At 71.9% G+C, this 15253-nt stretch carries 16 protein-coding genes; 10 read left to right on the top strand and 6 right to left on the bottom strand.

Annotated elements, in window-relative coordinates; genetic code table 11:
- The first annotated feature begins 293 nt into the window (after window positions 1-293).
- Genes AB0L95_RS31525 through AB0L95_RS31535 form a run of 3 tightly spaced genes read left to right on the top strand, consistent with a single transcriptional unit; the run spans window position 294 to window position 3186 of the window.
- Window positions 294-1544, top strand: coding sequence for a Gfo/Idh/MocA family oxidoreductase (locus tag AB0L95_RS31525; RefSeq protein ID WP_365167454.1), 1251 nt, complete (start codon window positions 294-296; stop codon window positions 1542-1544).
- Window positions 1541-2470: a PmoA family protein gene (locus tag AB0L95_RS31530; protein WP_365167456.1), complete on the top strand. Its 930-nt coding sequence runs from the start codon at window positions 1541-1543 to the stop codon at window positions 2468-2470. The genes AB0L95_RS31525 and AB0L95_RS31530 overlap by 4 nt, the downstream gene beginning before the upstream one ends.
- Window positions 2464-3186 carry a cupin domain-containing protein gene (locus AB0L95_RS31535; protein WP_365167458.1) on the top strand — a complete coding sequence of 241 codons (723 nt, stop codon included), beginning with the start codon at window positions 2464-2466 and terminating at the stop codon, window positions 3184-3186. The genes AB0L95_RS31530 and AB0L95_RS31535 overlap by 7 nt, the downstream gene beginning before the upstream one ends.
- Before the next feature lie 22 nt (window positions 3187-3208).
- Here AB0L95_RS31535 and AB0L95_RS31540 read toward each other — a convergent pair whose 3' ends face one another.
- Window positions 3209-3679, bottom strand: coding sequence for a helix-turn-helix domain-containing protein (locus tag AB0L95_RS31540; protein WP_365167461.1), 471 nt, complete (start codon window positions 3677-3679; stop codon window positions 3209-3211).
- 113 nt (window positions 3680-3792) lie between these two features.
- Between AB0L95_RS31540 and AB0L95_RS31545 the strand changes: the two genes are divergently transcribed.
- The gene (locus AB0L95_RS31545) at window positions 3793-4962 is read left to right on the top strand and encodes a thiolase family protein (RefSeq protein ID WP_365167463.1); all 1170 of its coding nucleotides are present in this window, start codon (window positions 3793-3795) and stop codon (window positions 4960-4962) included.
- Here AB0L95_RS31545 and AB0L95_RS31550 read toward each other — a convergent pair.
- On the bottom strand, window positions 4959-5795 hold the full coding sequence (locus tag AB0L95_RS31550; protein WP_365167466.1) for a TVP38/TMEM64 family protein: 837 nt from the start codon (window positions 5793-5795) through the stop codon (window positions 4959-4961). The two genes, AB0L95_RS31545 and AB0L95_RS31550, sit on opposite strands and share 4 nt — an antisense overlap.
- A 49-nt stretch (window positions 5796-5844) precedes the next feature.
- On the opposite strand from AB0L95_RS31550, the gene AB0L95_RS31555 reads away from it, so the two are divergent.
- The 4 genes from AB0L95_RS31555 (at window position 5845) to AB0L95_RS31570 (ending at window position 9528) form a co-directional block, all read left to right on the top strand.
- Window positions 5845-6573, top strand: coding sequence for a DNA alkylation repair protein (locus tag AB0L95_RS31555; protein WP_365167468.1), 729 nt, complete (start codon window positions 5845-5847; stop codon window positions 6571-6573).
- Window positions 6574-6873: 300 nt separating this feature from the next.
- On the top strand, window positions 6874-8043 hold the full coding sequence (gene tuf / locus AB0L95_RS31560; RefSeq protein WP_365167471.1) for an elongation factor Tu: 1170 nt from the start codon (window positions 6874-6876) through the stop codon (window positions 8041-8043).
- A 132-nt stretch (window positions 8044-8175) separates the two neighbouring features.
- On the top strand, window positions 8176-9021 hold the full coding sequence (locus AB0L95_RS31565) for a fused MFS/spermidine synthase (protein ID WP_365167473.1): 846 nt from the start codon (window positions 8176-8178) through the stop codon (window positions 9019-9021).
- A gap of 54 nt (window positions 9022-9075) precedes the next feature.
- Window positions 9076-9528 carry a DUF4442 domain-containing protein gene (locus AB0L95_RS31570; RefSeq protein ID WP_365167475.1) on the top strand — a complete coding sequence of 151 codons (453 nt, stop codon included), beginning with the start codon at window positions 9076-9078 and terminating at the stop codon, window positions 9526-9528.
- Window positions 9529-9602: 74 nt separating this feature from the next.
- Here AB0L95_RS31570 and AB0L95_RS31575 read toward each other — a convergent pair whose 3' ends face one another.
- Window positions 9603-11210, bottom strand: coding sequence for a cation acetate symporter (locus AB0L95_RS31575; RefSeq protein ID WP_365167477.1), 1608 nt, complete (start codon window positions 11208-11210; stop codon window positions 9603-9605).
- Window positions 11204-11641 (bottom strand): DUF485 domain-containing protein, encoded by a 438-nt coding sequence (locus tag AB0L95_RS31580; RefSeq protein WP_365167480.1) that lies wholly within the window; start codon window positions 11639-11641, stop codon window positions 11204-11206. The genes AB0L95_RS31575 and AB0L95_RS31580 overlap by 7 nt, the downstream gene beginning before the upstream one ends.
- 646 nt (window positions 11642-12287) lie before the next feature.
- On the opposite strand from AB0L95_RS31580, the gene AB0L95_RS31585 reads away from it, so the two are divergent.
- Window positions 12288-12947 carry a DedA family protein gene (locus AB0L95_RS31585; RefSeq protein WP_365167483.1) on the top strand — a complete coding sequence of 220 codons (660 nt, stop codon included), beginning with the start codon at window positions 12288-12290 and terminating at the stop codon, window positions 12945-12947.
- 20 nt (window positions 12948-12967) lie between these two features.
- Here AB0L95_RS31585 and AB0L95_RS31590 read toward each other — a convergent pair whose 3' ends face one another.
- Entirely contained in the window at window positions 12968-13501 is a 534-nt protein-coding gene (locus AB0L95_RS31590) for a gamma carbonic anhydrase family protein (RefSeq protein WP_365167485.1), read from the bottom strand.
- 106 nt (window positions 13502-13607) lie between these two features.
- On the opposite strand from AB0L95_RS31590, the gene AB0L95_RS31595 reads away from it, so the two are divergent.
- Window positions 13608-14372, top strand: coding sequence for an acyltransferase (locus AB0L95_RS31595; protein WP_365167488.1), 765 nt, complete (start codon window positions 13608-13610; stop codon window positions 14370-14372).
- A 13-nt stretch (window positions 14373-14385) separates the two neighbouring features.
- Here AB0L95_RS31595 and AB0L95_RS31600 read toward each other — a convergent pair whose 3' ends face one another.
- Window positions 14386-15243 (bottom strand): DMT family transporter, encoded by an 858-nt coding sequence (locus AB0L95_RS31600; RefSeq protein WP_365167490.1) that lies wholly within the window; start codon window positions 15241-15243, stop codon window positions 14386-14388.
- Between the last annotated feature and the right edge of the window lie 10 nt (window positions 15244-15253).

The following is a 15253-nucleotide window of genomic DNA, read 5'->3' on the forward strand; positions in this document are numbered from 1 at the left end:
GAGCCGCGGCATTCCGTGCGGCGGCCGGTGATCAAGTGCTGGATGGCAGCGTAACGCTCCGGGATGACGATCCCATCACCGGGGCTTTACCAGTGCTTGGGGTGATCGGGCGGCGGTGCCCCGGGCCCGCGGAACGGTGCTGTCGGGGGTGTTGACCGGCCCTTCGGACGGCCCGTACGTTGCAGCGGAGGGAAAGCGCTTGCTGTCCCCTGGAGGTCTCCGGAGTCATCACGTGTTGGCCGACGTCCGACGTCATGTCTGACGTCACGTCCGATGGAGCGCTGATCACGTCCATGCCCACAGCCCGGAACGCGTTCACTGCCCCCGATCCCGAGAACACCGACCCCGACCCGACCCCGCGTACCGACCCCAACCCGGCCCCGCGTACCGGCCGCCCCGCCGCGCTCTTCGCCGGCCGGCGTATCAGGGCCGCCCTCGTCGGCACGGGCGGCATCGCGCGCGGCTCCCATCTGCCCGCGCTCGCCCGGCTCGCCGAGGAGGGCGAGACCGAGGTCGTCGCCGCCGTCGACATCGACGCCGACTCGGTCGAGCGGCTGTGCGCCGAGAACGGCATTCCGTACCCGTACACCGATCTCGACCGGATGCTCGGGGAACAGCGGCCCGACCTGGTGAGCATCTGCACCCCGCCCGTCCTGCACCGCGAGCAGACCGTCGCCGCGCTGCGGGCCGGCGCCTGGGTGTGGTGCGAGAAGCCACCGGTGCCGACGCTCGCCGACTTCGACGCCGTGGAGGCGGAGGAGGACGCGGACGGCGGCCCGTTCGCGGCGATCGTCTTCCAGCACCGTTTCGGCTCGGGCCCCCGCCATGTCGGACGGCTGCTCGCCGAAGGGGTCCTGGGTCGCCCGCTGGTGGCACACTGCCAGACCACCTGGTATCGCGACGCGGCCTACTACGCGGTGCCCTGGCGGGGCCGCTGGCAGACCGAAGGCGGCGGACCCGCCATGGGCCACGGCATCCATCAGATGGACCTCCTCCTCGACCTGCTCGGACCGTGGAGCGAGGTGCGTGCCATGGCCGGGCGGCTGGTGCACGACGTGGAGACCGAGGACGTCTCGACGGCGCTCGTACGCTTCCGCGACGGCGCGCTCGCCACGATCGTGAACAGCGTGCTCAGCCCCGACGAGGTCAGCCGCGTCCGCATCGACTGCGAGCGCGCCACCGTGGAACTCACGCATCTGTACGGCCACAGCAACGGCAACTGGCGCATCACACCGGCCCCGACGGTGCCCGAGGAGGAGGCCGCGGTCTGGCGGGACTTCGGGGTGGACGTGCCCAGTTCGCATCTGGAGCAGTTGCGCGAACTGGTCGCCGCCATGCGCGCCGGGGTCCGGCCCCGCAGCAGTGGCGCGGACGGGCGCACCAGCCTGGAACTGATCACCGCGCTGTACAAGTCGGCGTTCACCGACACGACCGTCCGCGCGGGCGAGATCCGCTCCGGCGACCGCTTCTACACGGCCCTGCACGGAGGCGCTCCCGGCTGGGCCCCCGAAACGACGGTGCCCGGCGAGGAGGCGTCCGTATGACCGCGGCCCTGCGCATCGTGCACGCGCACGACGACCGCATTACCGTCACCGAACCGGCCACCGGCGTCGAGCTGTTCGCCTACGTCTACGCTCCCGAGTCGGCCTGGGAGGCACCCAAGCCGTATCTGCACCCCGTGCGGACGCTGGCCGGAGACGTGGTCACCGACTACCGGCCCAACGACCACCGTTGGCACAAGGGCCTGCAGCTGACCGCCTCGCATCTGTCCGGGCAGAACCTGTGGGGCGGCAACACATACGTGCACGGCGAGGGGTATGTCGCCCTGCCGGAGCGCGTCGGTTCGATGGCGCATGTCGCCTTCGACGAGATCGGCGCGGACGGCGACCGCGCGGTCATCGCCGAGCGCCTCACCTGGCATCCGTGCACCGGGGAGCCGTGGGCCGACGAGGAGCGCCGGATCGAGGTGCACGACGTCGAACCCGCCTCCCGTTCCTGGGCGCTGACCTGGACCTCCGCGATCACCAACCGCCGTGACGAGACGCTGCTCTTCGGCAGCCCGACCACCGCCGGGCGGGAGCTGGCCGGGTACACGGGACTGTTCTGGCGCGGGCCGCGCGCCTTCCGGGACGGACGGGTGATCGGGCCCGACTCCGAGGGGCCGGGGCTGATGGGCCGGCAGGCCCCGTGGCTCGCGTACTCGGGCGAGCACGACGGCACCGACGGCCACGCCACGCTCGTCTTCGCCCACGCCCCGGAGAACGACCACCTGGGAGAGCGCGGCACCCATCCCGCCCACTGGTTCGTACGCAACGACCCCTTCGCGGCCGTCGCCCCGTCCTGGGCGTTCCACGACGAACTGGAACTGGCCCCGGGCGACACACTGCGCCGCCGCTACCGGGTCGTGGTGGCGGACGGCGCGTGGAGGCGCGAGGAGGTCGCCAAGTACCTTCAGGAGCACTCATGGTGAGGGCCGGGGCGTTCACCGGACTGCCGGGCGCCGTCGCCGTCTCGCAGCTGTGCGTCTACGACTGGCCGGCGGCCGACGGTGTGCGCGGTGGCACTCCCCATCTGCATCTGACCTGCTCGGAGGCGTATGTCGTCACCGGGGGGCGGGGAGCCGTGCAGACCCTGACGGCATCCGGGTACGAGGTCACGCCCCTCGCACCCGGAACGGTCGCCTGGTTCACTCCCGGGACCATCCACCGGCTGGTCAACGAGGACGGTCTGCGTATCACCGTCCTCATGCAGAACGGCGGGCTGCCGGAGGCGGGCGATGCCGTACTCACCCTGCCCCCGGAGTACCTGACCGACCCCGAGACCTACGCCGCCGTGACCGTCGTCCCGGCCGACACGTCAGAGGCGGAGCAGGAGCGGTTCGCCCGGACCCGCCGCGATCTGGCCCTGGAGGGCTACCGGGCGCTGCGCGAGGCGGACGGCCCCGAGCCGCTGGCCGCTTTCCACCATGCCGCCGCGGCCCTCGTACGGCCGCGTCTGGCCGCATGGCGTGACCGGTGGCGGCGCGGTGCCCGGGCCGCCGCCGAGGCGACGGGGGAGCAGCTGGACCGGCTGGAGCGGGGCGACGCGTCGCACCTCGCCGACGCGGTCGTACGGGCCGAACATCCCTTGGCGTACGGGAGGCTCGGGATGTGCGGGCGGCTGGACGTGTACCGGGGCGAGCCGTAGCCACGCCGGGAGGTCGGCGCTCCTAGGCGGCGGCCGGTCCCGACACCGTCCAGCCCGGTGCCTGGGGGTGCGGCGTCCGGTCGCCGGGGCGGAGCTCGTCGCCGCAGGCGGAGCAGGTGACGACCGCGGTCAGCTCGTGGCCGCAGTGGTGCTCGATCACCATGGGGCGATCGTCCTCCGTCCGGAGATGGCGGTCGCCCCATGCCATGAGAGCCATCAGGACCGGGTCCAGCTCCAGGCCGGCCGCCGTGGCCCGGTACTCGAAGCGCTGCGGGCGCTCGCTGTACTTCCTCTTCGTCAGGATCCCGCCCTCCACCAGGCGCTTCAGCCGCGCCGCGAGGACATCGCGCGGGGCGCCGGTGTTGCGCACGATCTGGTCGAAGCGCCCGTTGCCGAGGAGGACCTCGCGCAGGACGAGCAGGGAGTACTTCTCGCCGACGAGGGCCAGAGTGTCGGCGATGGAGCAGGGGCGCGGATCTTTGGTGGCGGCCATGTCTCCAGTCTAGGGGAGGGTTTGCTTTTCAAACGCACGGAGTTATGGTGGATCCAGATTCCCTACTCACCAGTAACGCCGCCTCGGTATCACCGGGCAAGGAGGCCGCTACCATGCGTGACGCCGTGATCGTGGAAGCCGTACGGACCCCGGTGGGCAAGGGCAAGCCCAACGGCGCCCTGGCCCATGTCCACCCCGTGGAACTCCTCGCACACACCCTGCGCACCCTCGTCGAGCGCTCCGGCATCGACCCGGCGCTCATCGACGACGTGATCGGCGGCACCGTCGACCAGGTCGGCGAGCAGGCCATGAACACCACCCGGTACGCCGTGCTGTCCGCGGGCTTCCCGGAGACCGTGCCCGCGACCACCGTGGACCGGCAGTGCGGCTCCTCCCAGCAGGCCGTGCACTTCGCCGCCCAGGGTGTGCTGTCGGGCGCGTACGACATCGTCGTGGCCTGCGGCGTGGAGTCCATGAGCCGTGTGCCCATGTGGTCGAACGTGCCCGCCGGCAAGGACCCCTTCGGGCCCGGAGTCGCCGAGCGCTACCCGGAGGGCCTCGTCCCCCAGGGCATCAGTGCCGAGCTGATCGCCGCGAAGTGGTCGCTCACCCGCGAGCAGATGGACGCCTTCGCCGTGTCCTCCCACCACAAGGCCGGGGCCGCGTGGGACGCCGGCCTGTTCGACGCCGAGACGGCACCGCTGGAGGGCCTCACGCGCGACGAGTCCATGCGGCCGTCCAGCACCCCCGAGATCCTCGCCGGTCTCAAGCCCGCCTACTACGACCCCGGCTTCGCGGAGCGGTTCCCGCAGATCGGCTGGAACATCACCGCCGCCAACGCGAGCCCGATCAATGACGGCGCCTCGGCGGTGCTCATCACCAGCAGCGAGACCGCGGAGCGTCTCGGCCTGCGTCCGCTCGCCCGGCTGCACAGCTTCGCGGTCACGGGCTCCGACCCCATCCTCATGCTCACCGGAGTCATCCCCGCCACCGAGAAGGTGCTGCGCAAGGCGGGTCTGACGATCGACGACATCGACCTCTTCGAGGTGAACGAGGCCTTCTCCAGCGTCGTCCTGGCCTGGCAGCAGGAGACGGGCGCCGACCTCGCCAAGGTCAACGTGCACGGCGGTGCCATCGCCATCGGCCACCCGCTGGGCGCGAGCGGCACCCGGCTGACGACCACCCTGGTGCACGCGCTCCGCGCGCGGGGAGCACGGTACGGCCTGCAGACGATGTGCGAGGCGGGCGGACTCGCCAACGCGATGATCCTCGAGGTGGTCTAGTCGGCGGCTGTGGTCTCCGGGGCGGTACGCAGGTGGTGGCGCTTGCGCCAGGCCATCACCGCCCCGGCCACCGTCGGCACCGCGATGAAGGCCATCGCGATCAGGAAGGCCGGTGAGGTCGGCCGCGAGGCGCGGGCGCCGGCCACCACGTAGGCGGCGGTGTTCGGGACCGAGCCGAGCGCCGTCGCGATCAGGAACGGGGCCCAGCGCATCCGGGAGACGGCGGCGCAGTAGTTGGCCGCCCAGAAGGGCACCCCGGGGAACAGCCGGGCCGCCATCATCGTACGGAAGGCGTGCCGGCTGAGCTGCCCGTCCGCCGCCTTCAGCCAGCGGCCCCGCAGGAGCGGACGCAGCGCGTCCTGTCCCAGCACCCGGCCGAGCCCGAAGGCCAGTGCGGCGCCCAGCACCGTACCGGCTAGGGCCACGCCCGTGCCCAGCTGCGAGCCGAACAGCGCGCCTGCCGCGAGATTGAGCAACGGGCGCGGCACGAACGGGACGGTGCACAGCCCGTACGCCACCGCGAAGACGACGGCCGCCGTGGCGCCCCCGAGCTGCGGCGGCCAGCCGTGCATCAGCAACTTCTGCGGCTGATACGCCAGCACGCAGGCCGCGGCCGCCGCGAGCAGCGCCACGAGCAGGGACAGTCGGGACCAGGGCGACAACAGCACTCTGGTGCAGCGGGCGGTGAACCCGAGCGGTACGACGGCGGCGGTGGCCGCCGTGGCGGTCGACTCCGCAGCGTTGCGGGGAGGGACAGGTGCGACGAGCTCCGTGGCGGCGGCCCGGGGAGAGGCCGTGGCGGTGCCCCCAGAGCGGGTGGTGGCATCGAGCATCCGGTGACACTAACCGACCGATGTGTGTGATCGCCGTATGGTTCCTCTCATGGAGGCCACAGGTTCGGGAACAACGGACGCGTCACTCACCCCGCCGCACAGTGGTCTCGCGGACGTCGTGATGGAGCGGCTCACTGCCGCGTACTCCGCCGCGGCGGACCCGGAGCGGGCCGCCTCGATGCGTGCCTACATGAAGGACGTCGCCCCCTTCCTCGGCCTGACCACGCCCGTCCGCCGGGCTCTGTCCCGCCCGGTCCGGGCGGGCACGCCCCGCCCGGACGAGCCCGACTGCACGGCGCTCGCGCTGCGCTGCTGGGCGCTGCCGGAGCGCGAGTACCACTACTTCGCCGTCGACTATCTGCGCCGCCATGTGGGGCAACTCTCCTCCGGATTCCTCCCCGTGACGCGTCATCTGGTCTCCACCGTCGCCTGGTGGGACACCGTCGACGCGCTGGCCGCCCATGTGGTGGGCGGCCTCGTCGCCGCCGATCCGGGGCTGCGTGGCGCCATGGACGCGTGGATCGAGGACGACGACCTGTGGATCGCCCGGACCGCCCTGCTCCACCAGCTGCGTTACAAGGAGGCGACCGACACGAGCCGTCTCTTCGCGTACTGCCTGCGCCGCTCCTCGGACCCCGACTTCTTCCTCAGGAAGGCGATCGGGTGGGCCTTGCGGGAGTACGCCAAGACGGATCCGGAAGCCGTACGGGAGTTCGTGGCCCGGGAAGGGGCACGGCTGTCCCCGCTGTCCGTCCGGGAAGCGCTCAAGAACCTCTGATCGGCCTTCGAACCGCCCTGTGGAAAAACCATTCGACGCGTGCGCCCGCGTCGACGATGCTCTACGTCATGTTCCGGTACGCCTTCTTCCTCGCAGCATCCGCCGCCGCGGATGCGCCGAAGGCTGCCGTCCCGCACTTCCTGGCCGCCCTCGACGGCGCCCGAAGCTGACCCTTCCCGGATCGTCCGGCGGACCCCGCAGGGGGAGGGTCGGCAAGTCCTCGGGGTCCCCGTCCCGGCCGGATCGTTCCGCTGCCGGGGCCGTCATTCAGCACCATGCAAGAGGCTTCGAGGTACAGCCATGCCCAAGACGGCGTACGTGCGCACCAAACCGCATCTGAACATCGGCACCATGGGTCACGTCGACCACGGCAAGACGACCCTGACCGCCGCGATCACCAAGGTCCTGGCGGACCGCGGCACCGGCACCTTCGTCCCGTTCGACCGGATCGACCGGGCCCCGGAGGAGGCGGCGCGCGGCATCACCATCAACATCGCGCATGTCGAGTACGAGACCGACACCCGGCACTACGCGCATGTGGACATGCCGGGCCATGCCGACTACGTCAAGAACATGGTCACCGGGGCCGCCCAGCTCGACGGGGCGATCCTCGTCGTCTCGGCCCTGGACGGAATCATGCCGCAGACCGCCGAACATGTGCTGCTGGCCCGGCAGGTGGGTGTCGACCACATCGTCGTGGCCATCAACAAGGCCGACGCGGGCGACGAGGAACTCGCCGACCTCGTCGAGCTGGAGGTCCGCGAGCTGCTGAGCGCGCAGGGCTATCCGGGCGACTCCGTCCCGGTGGTGCGTGTCTCCGGGCTCAAGGCCCTGGAAGGCGTCCCGCGTTGGACCGCGGCGATCGAGGCGCTGCTCGACGCGGTGGACACCTATGTGCCCATGCCCGAGCGGTACCTGGACGCGCCGTTCCTGTTGCCGGTGGAGAACGTGCTCACCATCACCGGGCGCGGCACGGTCGTCACGGGTGCCGTCGAGCGCGGCACGGTGCGGGTCGGCGACCGGGTCGAGGTGCTCGGCGCCGATGTGGAGACCGTGGTCACCGGTCTGGAGACGTTCGGCAAGCCCATGGAGGAGGCGCAGGCCGGGGACAACGTGGCCCTGCTGCTGCGCGGGGTGCCGCGCGACGCGGTCCGGCGCGGGCACATCGTCGCGGCGCCCGGCAGCGTCGTGCCGAGCCGACGCTTCTCGGCGCGGGTGTACGTGCTGTCGGCGCGCGAGGGCGGTCGTACGACTCCGGTGTCGACCGGATACCGGCCGCAGTTCTACATCCGCACGGCGGACGTGGTCGGCGACGTCGACCTCGGCGAGACGGCGGTCGCCCGGCCCGGCGACACGGTCACCATGACCGTGGAACTGGGCCGCGAGGTCCCGCTGGAGCCTGGCCTCGGCTTCGCGATCCGCGAGGGCGGCCGGACCGTCGGCGCGGGCACGGTGTCGACCGTGGACTGAACCGAACGCACGACCGCAGGCCGCCGGCCCGGAAGCATTCGGGCCGGCGGTCCGGTTCTGCGGCCCCGTGGTCCGTCGCCTCCGCAGCGGCGGCGAGCGTGGGTGCCGGCCGAGGCCCGGCACAATGGTGGCGTGACCGAGTCGATACCCGTGACGCGTGCCGTGGATCAAGGGACCGCCAAGCTGATGCCCGACGTGGACCATGACCGGGCCTGGCTGCTCACGGTCGACGGCGCACCGCAGTCGTACGTGGATCTCGACGCGCCGACGCATCTGGAGTTCGAGTACGTGCGGCGGCTCGGTCATGCCCTGGACACGCTGGTGGAGCCGGGCCGCCCCCTGGACCTGCTGCACCTCGGCGGAGGCGCGCTCACCCTGCCGCGCTACGTGGCCGCGACCCGGCCGGGCTCACGGCAGGACGTCGTCGAGGCCGACCGGGGCCTGCTGGACCTCGTCGTGGAGCGTCTGCCTCTGCCCGACGGGGCCGGGGTCACCCTGCACCCGGCCGACGCGCGCGCCTGGCTGGAAGCCGCCCCGCCGCACTCCGCGGACATCGTGATCGCCGACGTCTTCGGCGGTTCCCGGGTGCCCGCCCATCTGACGACCGTGGCCTACGCCCGGGCCGCCGAGCGTGTGCTGCGCCCGGACGGCGTCTATCTCGCGAACCTCGCGGACGCCGCGCCCTTCGCCTTCCTCCGCTCCCAACTCGCCGGCTTCTCCGCGGTGTTCGAGGAACTGGTGTTGATCGCCGAGCCGGGCGTGCTGCGCGGCCGCCGCTTCGGGAACGCCGTACTCGTCGCCGCCCACCGGCCCCTGGACACGGCCGAACTCGCCCGCCGCACGGCCGCGGACGCGTTCCCGGCCCGGGTCGCACAGGGCCCCGCCCTCCGGGAGTTCATCGGCACCGCCGAGCCGGTCCACGACGAGGACGCCGTCCCCTCACCCGTACCGCCCGGCGGGACCTTCACCATCGGCTGAGCGGGCCGGGGCTGCCCCTGGTCCGAATCGCTACTCGTGGGTAACATGACGCGCATGAGCGCAGACCAGATGTCGATCGGCGAGATGCTCGCCGCCACGGTGCCGATGGCCAGGACCCTCAAACTGGAGTTCCTGGAGACCACGCCGGAGAAGGCCGTGGTCGCCCTGCCCGACCAGAGCGACTTCCACAACCATGTCGGCGGGCCGCACGCCGGCGCGATGTTCACGCTGGGCGAGTCGGCGAGCGGCGCCATCGTGCTGGCCGCGTTCGGTGACCAGCTGTCGCGGGCCGTACCGCTCGCCGTCAGCGCCGAGATCGGCTACAAGAAGCTGGCGATGGGACCGGTCACCGCGACCGCCACGCTCGGCCGCCCCGCCGCTGACGTCGTCGCCGAACTGGACGCGGGGGAGCGCCCCGAGTTCCCCGTCTCGATCGCCATCCAGCGTGAGGACGGCGCCGTGACCGGCGAGATGACCGTGGTCTGGACCCTCCGCCCGAACAGCTGACCAGCCTCATCCCTACCGTTCCCCGGCACTGTGCCGGGGAACGGGCGCGGACGACCCGCAGGGGTGCGGCGCGGTCACGGCTCTCCGTTCCGACCCGCGCCGATCAGCGTCCGCACCTCGAAATCCTCGTAGGAATCCTCCTCCTGACGGCTGCTCAGAACGCTGCCGAGCCAGCCGAGGAGGAAGCCGGCCGGGATGGAGACGATGCCCGGGTTCTCCAGCGGGAACCAGGCGAAGTCGGCGTGGGGATACATCGAGGTGGGCCTGGAGGAGACCACCGGCGAGAACACCACGAGGAGCACGGAGCAGATCAGGCCGCCGTACAGGCTGAGCAGGGCACCCCAGGCGGTGAACCGGCGCCAGAACAGGCCGTAGACGAGCGGGGGCAACAAGGCCGACGCGGCGACGGCGAAGGCGAGGAACGCCAGGCTCGCCGTGCTGATCTCCCACGGCAGCAGCGCGAGCAGCATGGCGAGGACCCCGATGACGACGGCGGACATGCGCGCCACGCCCAGCTCTTCGGCCTGCGTCGCCCTGCCCCGGCGGATGACCTCGCCATAGAGGTCGTGGGCGAGTGAGGTGGCCGCGGCGAGGGTGAGCCCGGCCGCGACCGCGAGCAGCGTCACAAAGGCCAGGCAGGAGATCAGTGCGGTCAGCACGCCCCCGCCGAGGGACTGGGCGAGCAGCAGGACGGCCGCGTCGCCCTTGGGGTCGGTCTTCACGATGGTCTCGCGGCCCAGAACGGCCGTCGCGCCCAGGCCGACGACGCCCGCGGCCAGGCACACGAACCCCACCAGCCCCATGGCCCACACGGCGGAGGTGCGCAGGACGCGGTTGGTGCGCGGGGCCAGGAGTCGCATCACCACGTGGGGCAGCGCGGCGAGACCGAGCACGATGGCGAGTTCCAGACTGAAGAAGTCGAGCTTGCTGGTGGTGCCACCGCCGTAGCGCAGCCCCGGTTCTAGAAAGCGGTGCCCGAGGCCGCTGTTCCGCTCGGCGGCCGACAGCAGCGCCGCCACGTTCCAGTGGAAGCGGGCCAGCACGATCACCGCCGTGACCGCGACCCCGGCCACCAGCATCACGGCCTTGACGACCTGGATGAAGGTCGCGCCGGGCATTCCGCCGAGCGCCGCGTACACCACCACGATGGTGCCGACGACGACCACGCACAGGGTGCGCGTGGTCTGGTTCGGCTCGCCGGTGAACTGGGTCAGCAGAGCCACCCCGCCGATCAGCTGGGCGACGAGATACAGCGTGGTGACGACCAGGGTGCACAGGACGACGGCCAGGCGCACGGGCCGCCGGAGACGCGTCAGCCGCAGCCCCAGGGTGTCGCCGAGGGTGAACCGGCCCGCGTTGTGCAGCGGTTCGGCGATGACGAGCAGCACCGCCATCCACGCGACGGTGGTTCCGGCCAGATAGAGCAGGCCGTCGTAGCCGGTGAGGGCGACGAGGCCCGTGCTGCCCAGCAAGGTCGCCGCCGACAGATAGTCGCCGCACATCGCCAGGCCGTTGCGCAGCGGCGACAGGATGCGGTTGCCGAGGTAGAACTCGCCGATCTCGTCCCGCTGGGGAGCGGTCAGCAGCGCGGCGAAGAGGGTCACCACGACGACGCACAGAAAGAGAACGAAGGTCAGTTGCAGACTGAACCGGCTCACGACCCTCGTGGCGGCCGTCACCACGTGCGCGGCCACCTCCGCTGTGCGGAGCGCGGCCGGCCGGCGGGTCGCGCGCGGTCCCGTTCGGAGCGCAGCCGACGCACCACCGGGTCGACGCGGTTGCGCATGTGCACGGTGTAGCGCCGCACCGCGAGCGCCATGAGGCCGAACTGGGCGAGGCCGAGTGCGAGGCCGAGCGTGAGATGGCCCACGAGCGGCTGGTTCATCAGTCCGGGAGCGAAACTCGACAGCAGGACGTACAGCAGAAATGCGCCGACGACGAGGGCCGCCGTCGTGGCGCCCAAGGCGCGGAAGGCGTGGCGCAGGGGCGGGAATTCCGGATGGTCGCGCAGCGACGGAGGGCTCGCGGAATCCGCCGCCGGGGAAGGGGAAGGGGACGAGGAAGGGGACGAGGAAGGGGAGCGGCCGGCGTGCTGCGGCGGATATCCGTTCATGACGCACCTTCTTTGCTGCCGTGTGCCGCACTTCGGCGGGCGGTGCCCGGACCGGTCGGTTTCGCAAGGCCGGCTTCGGGGGGCCGGTTTCCGGGGGGAGGGGGACGGCGGGGAGAGGGCAGGAGCGAGCCGTCGGCGGGCTTTCCCGGAGGAATGGCCCGTCGAGAACCTCCGGGTGTCGAAACCTGTTTTTCGTGCAGCCTTCGTGGGGGGTTCGCGATGTTCCCGCTCCCGGCTTTTCCGGGGGGTGGGGGCGGCCCTGTGCGGGGTGTCGACGGGGTCGGAAGCGGAGTATCGCAGTGGGGCCATTGGCCTATCAACCGCCTGTACGGAAGGCAGATTGAACAGAATCGTTTCCGCTTTCCGGTCGGCTCCGGCTTCCGGTCGGCTCCGGCTCCGGTTTATGGCCGGTTTCGGTTTACGACCGGCTCCGGTTTCCGGGCCGCACCGTTTCGGGGCCGCACCGTTTCCAGGACGATCCGGCCAGGGGCCGTCGGGGGCGTAGCGCGTGGGCACCCTCTCCGCGCCCCGCAGCGCTGCCCAATGCCGTACCCGCCGGGCGCGGCCGGATGTGTAGGCTTCCTGGGGGTGCGTCCGAGCGGGCGGGCCCGCAGGAAGACGGACGCGAATCGGGGAGGATGGGGCGTTGCACGTCCAGGAATGGCTCGACACGGTACCCGCGGCCGCCGTCTATGCCGTGGTGGCCCTCGTCATCGGTGTGGAGAGCCTCGGTATCCCGCTGCCGGGCGAGATCGTCCTGGTCTCGGCGGCCCTGCTCTCCTCCCAGCACAGCGGCATCAATCCGGTCGTCCTCGGGGCCTGCGCCACCGTCGGTGCGGTCGTCGGCGACTCCATCGGCTACGCGATCGGCCGCAAGGGCGGACGGCCGCTGCTGGCCTGGCTCGCGAAGAGGTTCCCCCGGCACTTCAGTGAGGGCCACGTCGCGACGGCCGAGCGGTCGTTCGAGAAGTGGGGTATGTGGGCCGTCTTCTTCGGCCGCTTCGTCGCCCTGCTGCGGATCTTCGCCGGACCGCTGGCCGGTGTGCTGCGGATGCCCTACTGGAAGTTCCTGACCGCCAACTTCCTGGGCGGTGTGGTGTGGGCGGGCGGCACCACCGCGGTCATCTACTACGTCGGTGTCGTCGCCGAGTCGTGGCTGAAGAAGTTCTCGTGGCTGGGGCTGGTGGCCGCGGTCCTCATCGGACTGGCGTCGATGCTGGTGGTCCGGCGCAAGGCCAGGAAAGCGGCGGCGCGGCGGGAGGCGGCGGCCGAGCCGGAGGCCGTCCCGGCCGCCGACCGGGCCTAGACCCGGTCGGCGGACGAGGCTCAGCCCTGCCGGTGCGCGTCGCGGTGGGCCTTCGCCAGCTCCGCGTACATCGTGCCGTTCAGCGTGATGCCCTCGCGCTCCTCGGCGGTCAGCTCCCGCTTCACCTTGGCGGGCACGCCGGCCACCAGGGAGCCCGGGGGCACCCGCATGCCCTGCGGCACCAGCGCCTGGGCCGCGACCAGGGAGCCCGCGCCGATCACTGCGCCGTTGAGGACCGTGGCGCCCATGCCGATCAGGCAGTCGTCCTCGACGGTCGCGCCGTGCACCACGGCGTTGTGCCCGATGGAGACCCGCTCGCCGACGCTGACCGGGAACCCCGGGTCGGCGTGCAGTGTGCAGTTGTCCTGGACGTTGCTGTGCGCGCCGACGGTGATCCGCTCGACGTCGCCGCGCAGCACCGCGCCGTACCAGACGCTCGCGCCCGCGTGCAGCGTGACGCCGCCGATCACCACGGACGTGGGTGACACGAAGGCGTCCCCGTCCACCTCGGGGTCCCTGCCGCCTATGCCCGCGATCAGCGCCTTGTGCGTCATTGCCGTCTCCTCGTGGTCGGTCTTCCGGCACCGTACGCCATGAGTGGGGCGAAGATCACAGCGGTGCGGGCCCATCGGCGCACCCGCTGCTGAGTAACGTGAGCGGGTGCCCAGGAGCAAGAACACGTTCTCATCATGGCGTCGTGGCTTGGCGCAGCGCGCCGTCCACGCGGGCTGGGCCTGGGCACAGCGCGCGGGTTCCGTGACCGCGGAGCATCCCGGGCGCTTCCGCTTCGGCGCGATGGGAACGGGTACCAGGCTGGCTTTCCCGCTGGGCACGGTGTTCGGTGAGCCGTGGATCCATGTCGGCGCCCACTGCATCGTCGGCGAACAAGTCACCCTGACGGCCGGACTGATGCCCGGCCTCGACCTCGGTCCCGAGGCGATCCTGCGCATCGGTGACGGTGTCGTTCTCGGCCGCGGCAGTCATGTCATCGCCGACACCTCGGTCAGGATCGGCAGCGACTGCTACTTCGGGCCGTACGTCTATGTGACCTCCACCAACCATTCCTACGACGACCCGCACGAGCCCATCGGCAAACAGTGGCCGCGGATGGAACCGGTGGAGATCGGTCCGGGCTGCTGGATCGGGACCGGCGCGGTGATCCTGCCGGGCGCGCGGATCGGGCGGAACGTGGTGGTGGCGGCCGGAGCGGTGGTGCGGGGAGCCGTACCGGACCACGCGGTGGTGGCCGGGGCGCCGGCCCGCGTCGTACGGCGCTGGACACCCGAGGACGGCTGGCAGCCGCCGCTCAGAACACCGGCCCCGGTGCCGATACCGGACGGGGTCACGCCGGGCCAGCTGCTGGCCCTGTCCGAGCTGGACGACGAGGACATCGCGCGGCTCGCGGAGCTGGAAGCGGAGTCCTGAGCGGGCTCCGCCGTCAGCCGGTGGCCAGCAGCAGCGTGCCGACCAGGGCGAGGCCCGCGCCCGCGGCCTGTATCGCGCGCAGCCGCTCGCTGAGGAAGCCGCGCGCGGCGAGCGCCGTGACGACCGGGTAGAGCGAGGCGAGGACGGCGGCCACCGTGACCGGGCCGTGCTGGGCCGCGAGCGCGTAGGAGCCGTTGGCGGCGACGTCGGCGAGACCGACGAAGGCGAGCGCGGGCAGGGAACGCCATGGGAAGCCGCCCTCCGGAAGGGCCGGCGCGCCGCGCCGCACCGCCGCCCCCAGGGCCGCCCCGCCCACCACGACATTGGTCACGCGCTGCACGAAGAGCGCCAGGAACAGCCCGGTCACCGTCGTCGACGCCTCCGCGACCAGCGCGAACACCGTGCCGAACCCCAGTGCCGCGACAAGGGTCAGCAGGACCGCCCGCCGTTGCACCGGGGCACCCCGCAGCTGGGGCCCGCCCGCGAGCACCACCCCGGCGAGGGCGACGGCGATCCCGGCGGCCTGGAGCAGCCCGGGGCGCTCGCCGAGCACGAGTGCCACACCGACGGGGACCGCCACACTCAGGGTGGCGAGCGGGGAGACGACGCCCATGGGGCCCAGGGCGAGCGCCTGGTAGAAGGAGAGCAGGGCGATCGGGCCCATCAGGCCCGCCGCGAACGCGAACCACAGCCGAGGCCCAGCCTCGCTCCAGGCGCCGGTGGCGAGCACGACGACACCGAGCATGGACGCCGCGACGGCCTGCGAGACGACCACCACGGTCAGTGCGGGCATCCGCCGGGTCAGCAGCCCCCCGCCGAAGTCGGCCAGCCCCCACAGAAGACTGGTGGCCAAGGCGAAGAGTGCTGTCATGAGCCGCCTC

This window comes from Streptomyces sp. NPDC052036, from assembly GCF_040680495.1.
Lineage (GTDB): Bacteria > Actinomycetota > Actinomycetes > Streptomycetales > Streptomycetaceae > Streptomyces.

Excerpts from the sequence above, each read along its gene's own strand:
- AB0L95_RS31525 (WP_365167454.1), top strand. The coding sequence starts at position 294 with ATGCCCACAGCCCGGAACGCGTTCACTGCCCCCGATCCCGAGAACACC.
- AB0L95_RS31530 (WP_365167456.1), top strand. The coding sequence starts at position 1,541 with ATGACCGCGGCCCTGCGCATCGTGCACGCGCACGACGACCGCATTACC.
- AB0L95_RS31535 (WP_365167458.1), top strand. The coding sequence starts at position 2,464 with ATGGTGAGGGCCGGGGCGTTCACCGGACTGCCGGGCGCCGTCGCCGTC.
- AB0L95_RS31540 (WP_365167461.1), bottom strand. The coding sequence starts at position 3,679 with ATGGCCGCCACCAAAGATCCGCGCCCCTGCTCCATCGCCGACACTCTG.
- AB0L95_RS31545 (WP_365167463.1), top strand. The coding sequence starts at position 3,793 with ATGCGTGACGCCGTGATCGTGGAAGCCGTACGGACCCCGGTGGGCAAG.
- AB0L95_RS31550 (WP_365167466.1), bottom strand. The coding sequence starts at position 5,795 with ATGCTCGATGCCACCACCCGCTCTGGGGGCACCGCCACGGCCTCTCCC.
- AB0L95_RS31555 (WP_365167468.1), top strand. The coding sequence starts at position 5,845 with ATGGAGGCCACAGGTTCGGGAACAACGGACGCGTCACTCACCCCGCCG.
- tuf (WP_365167471.1), top strand. The coding sequence starts at position 6,874 with ATGCCCAAGACGGCGTACGTGCGCACCAAACCGCATCTGAACATCGGC.
- AB0L95_RS31570 (WP_365167475.1), top strand. The coding sequence starts at position 9,076 with ATGAGCGCAGACCAGATGTCGATCGGCGAGATGCTCGCCGCCACGGTG.
- AB0L95_RS31580 (WP_365167480.1), bottom strand. The coding sequence starts at position 11,641 with ATGAACGGATATCCGCCGCAGCACGCCGGCCGCTCCCCTTCCTCGTCC.
- AB0L95_RS31590 (WP_365167485.1), bottom strand. The coding sequence starts at position 13,501 with ATGACGCACAAGGCGCTGATCGCGGGCATAGGCGGCAGGGACCCCGAG.
- AB0L95_RS31600 (WP_365167490.1), bottom strand. The coding sequence starts at position 15,243 with ATGACAGCACTCTTCGCCTTGGCCACCAGTCTTCTGTGGGGGCTGGCC.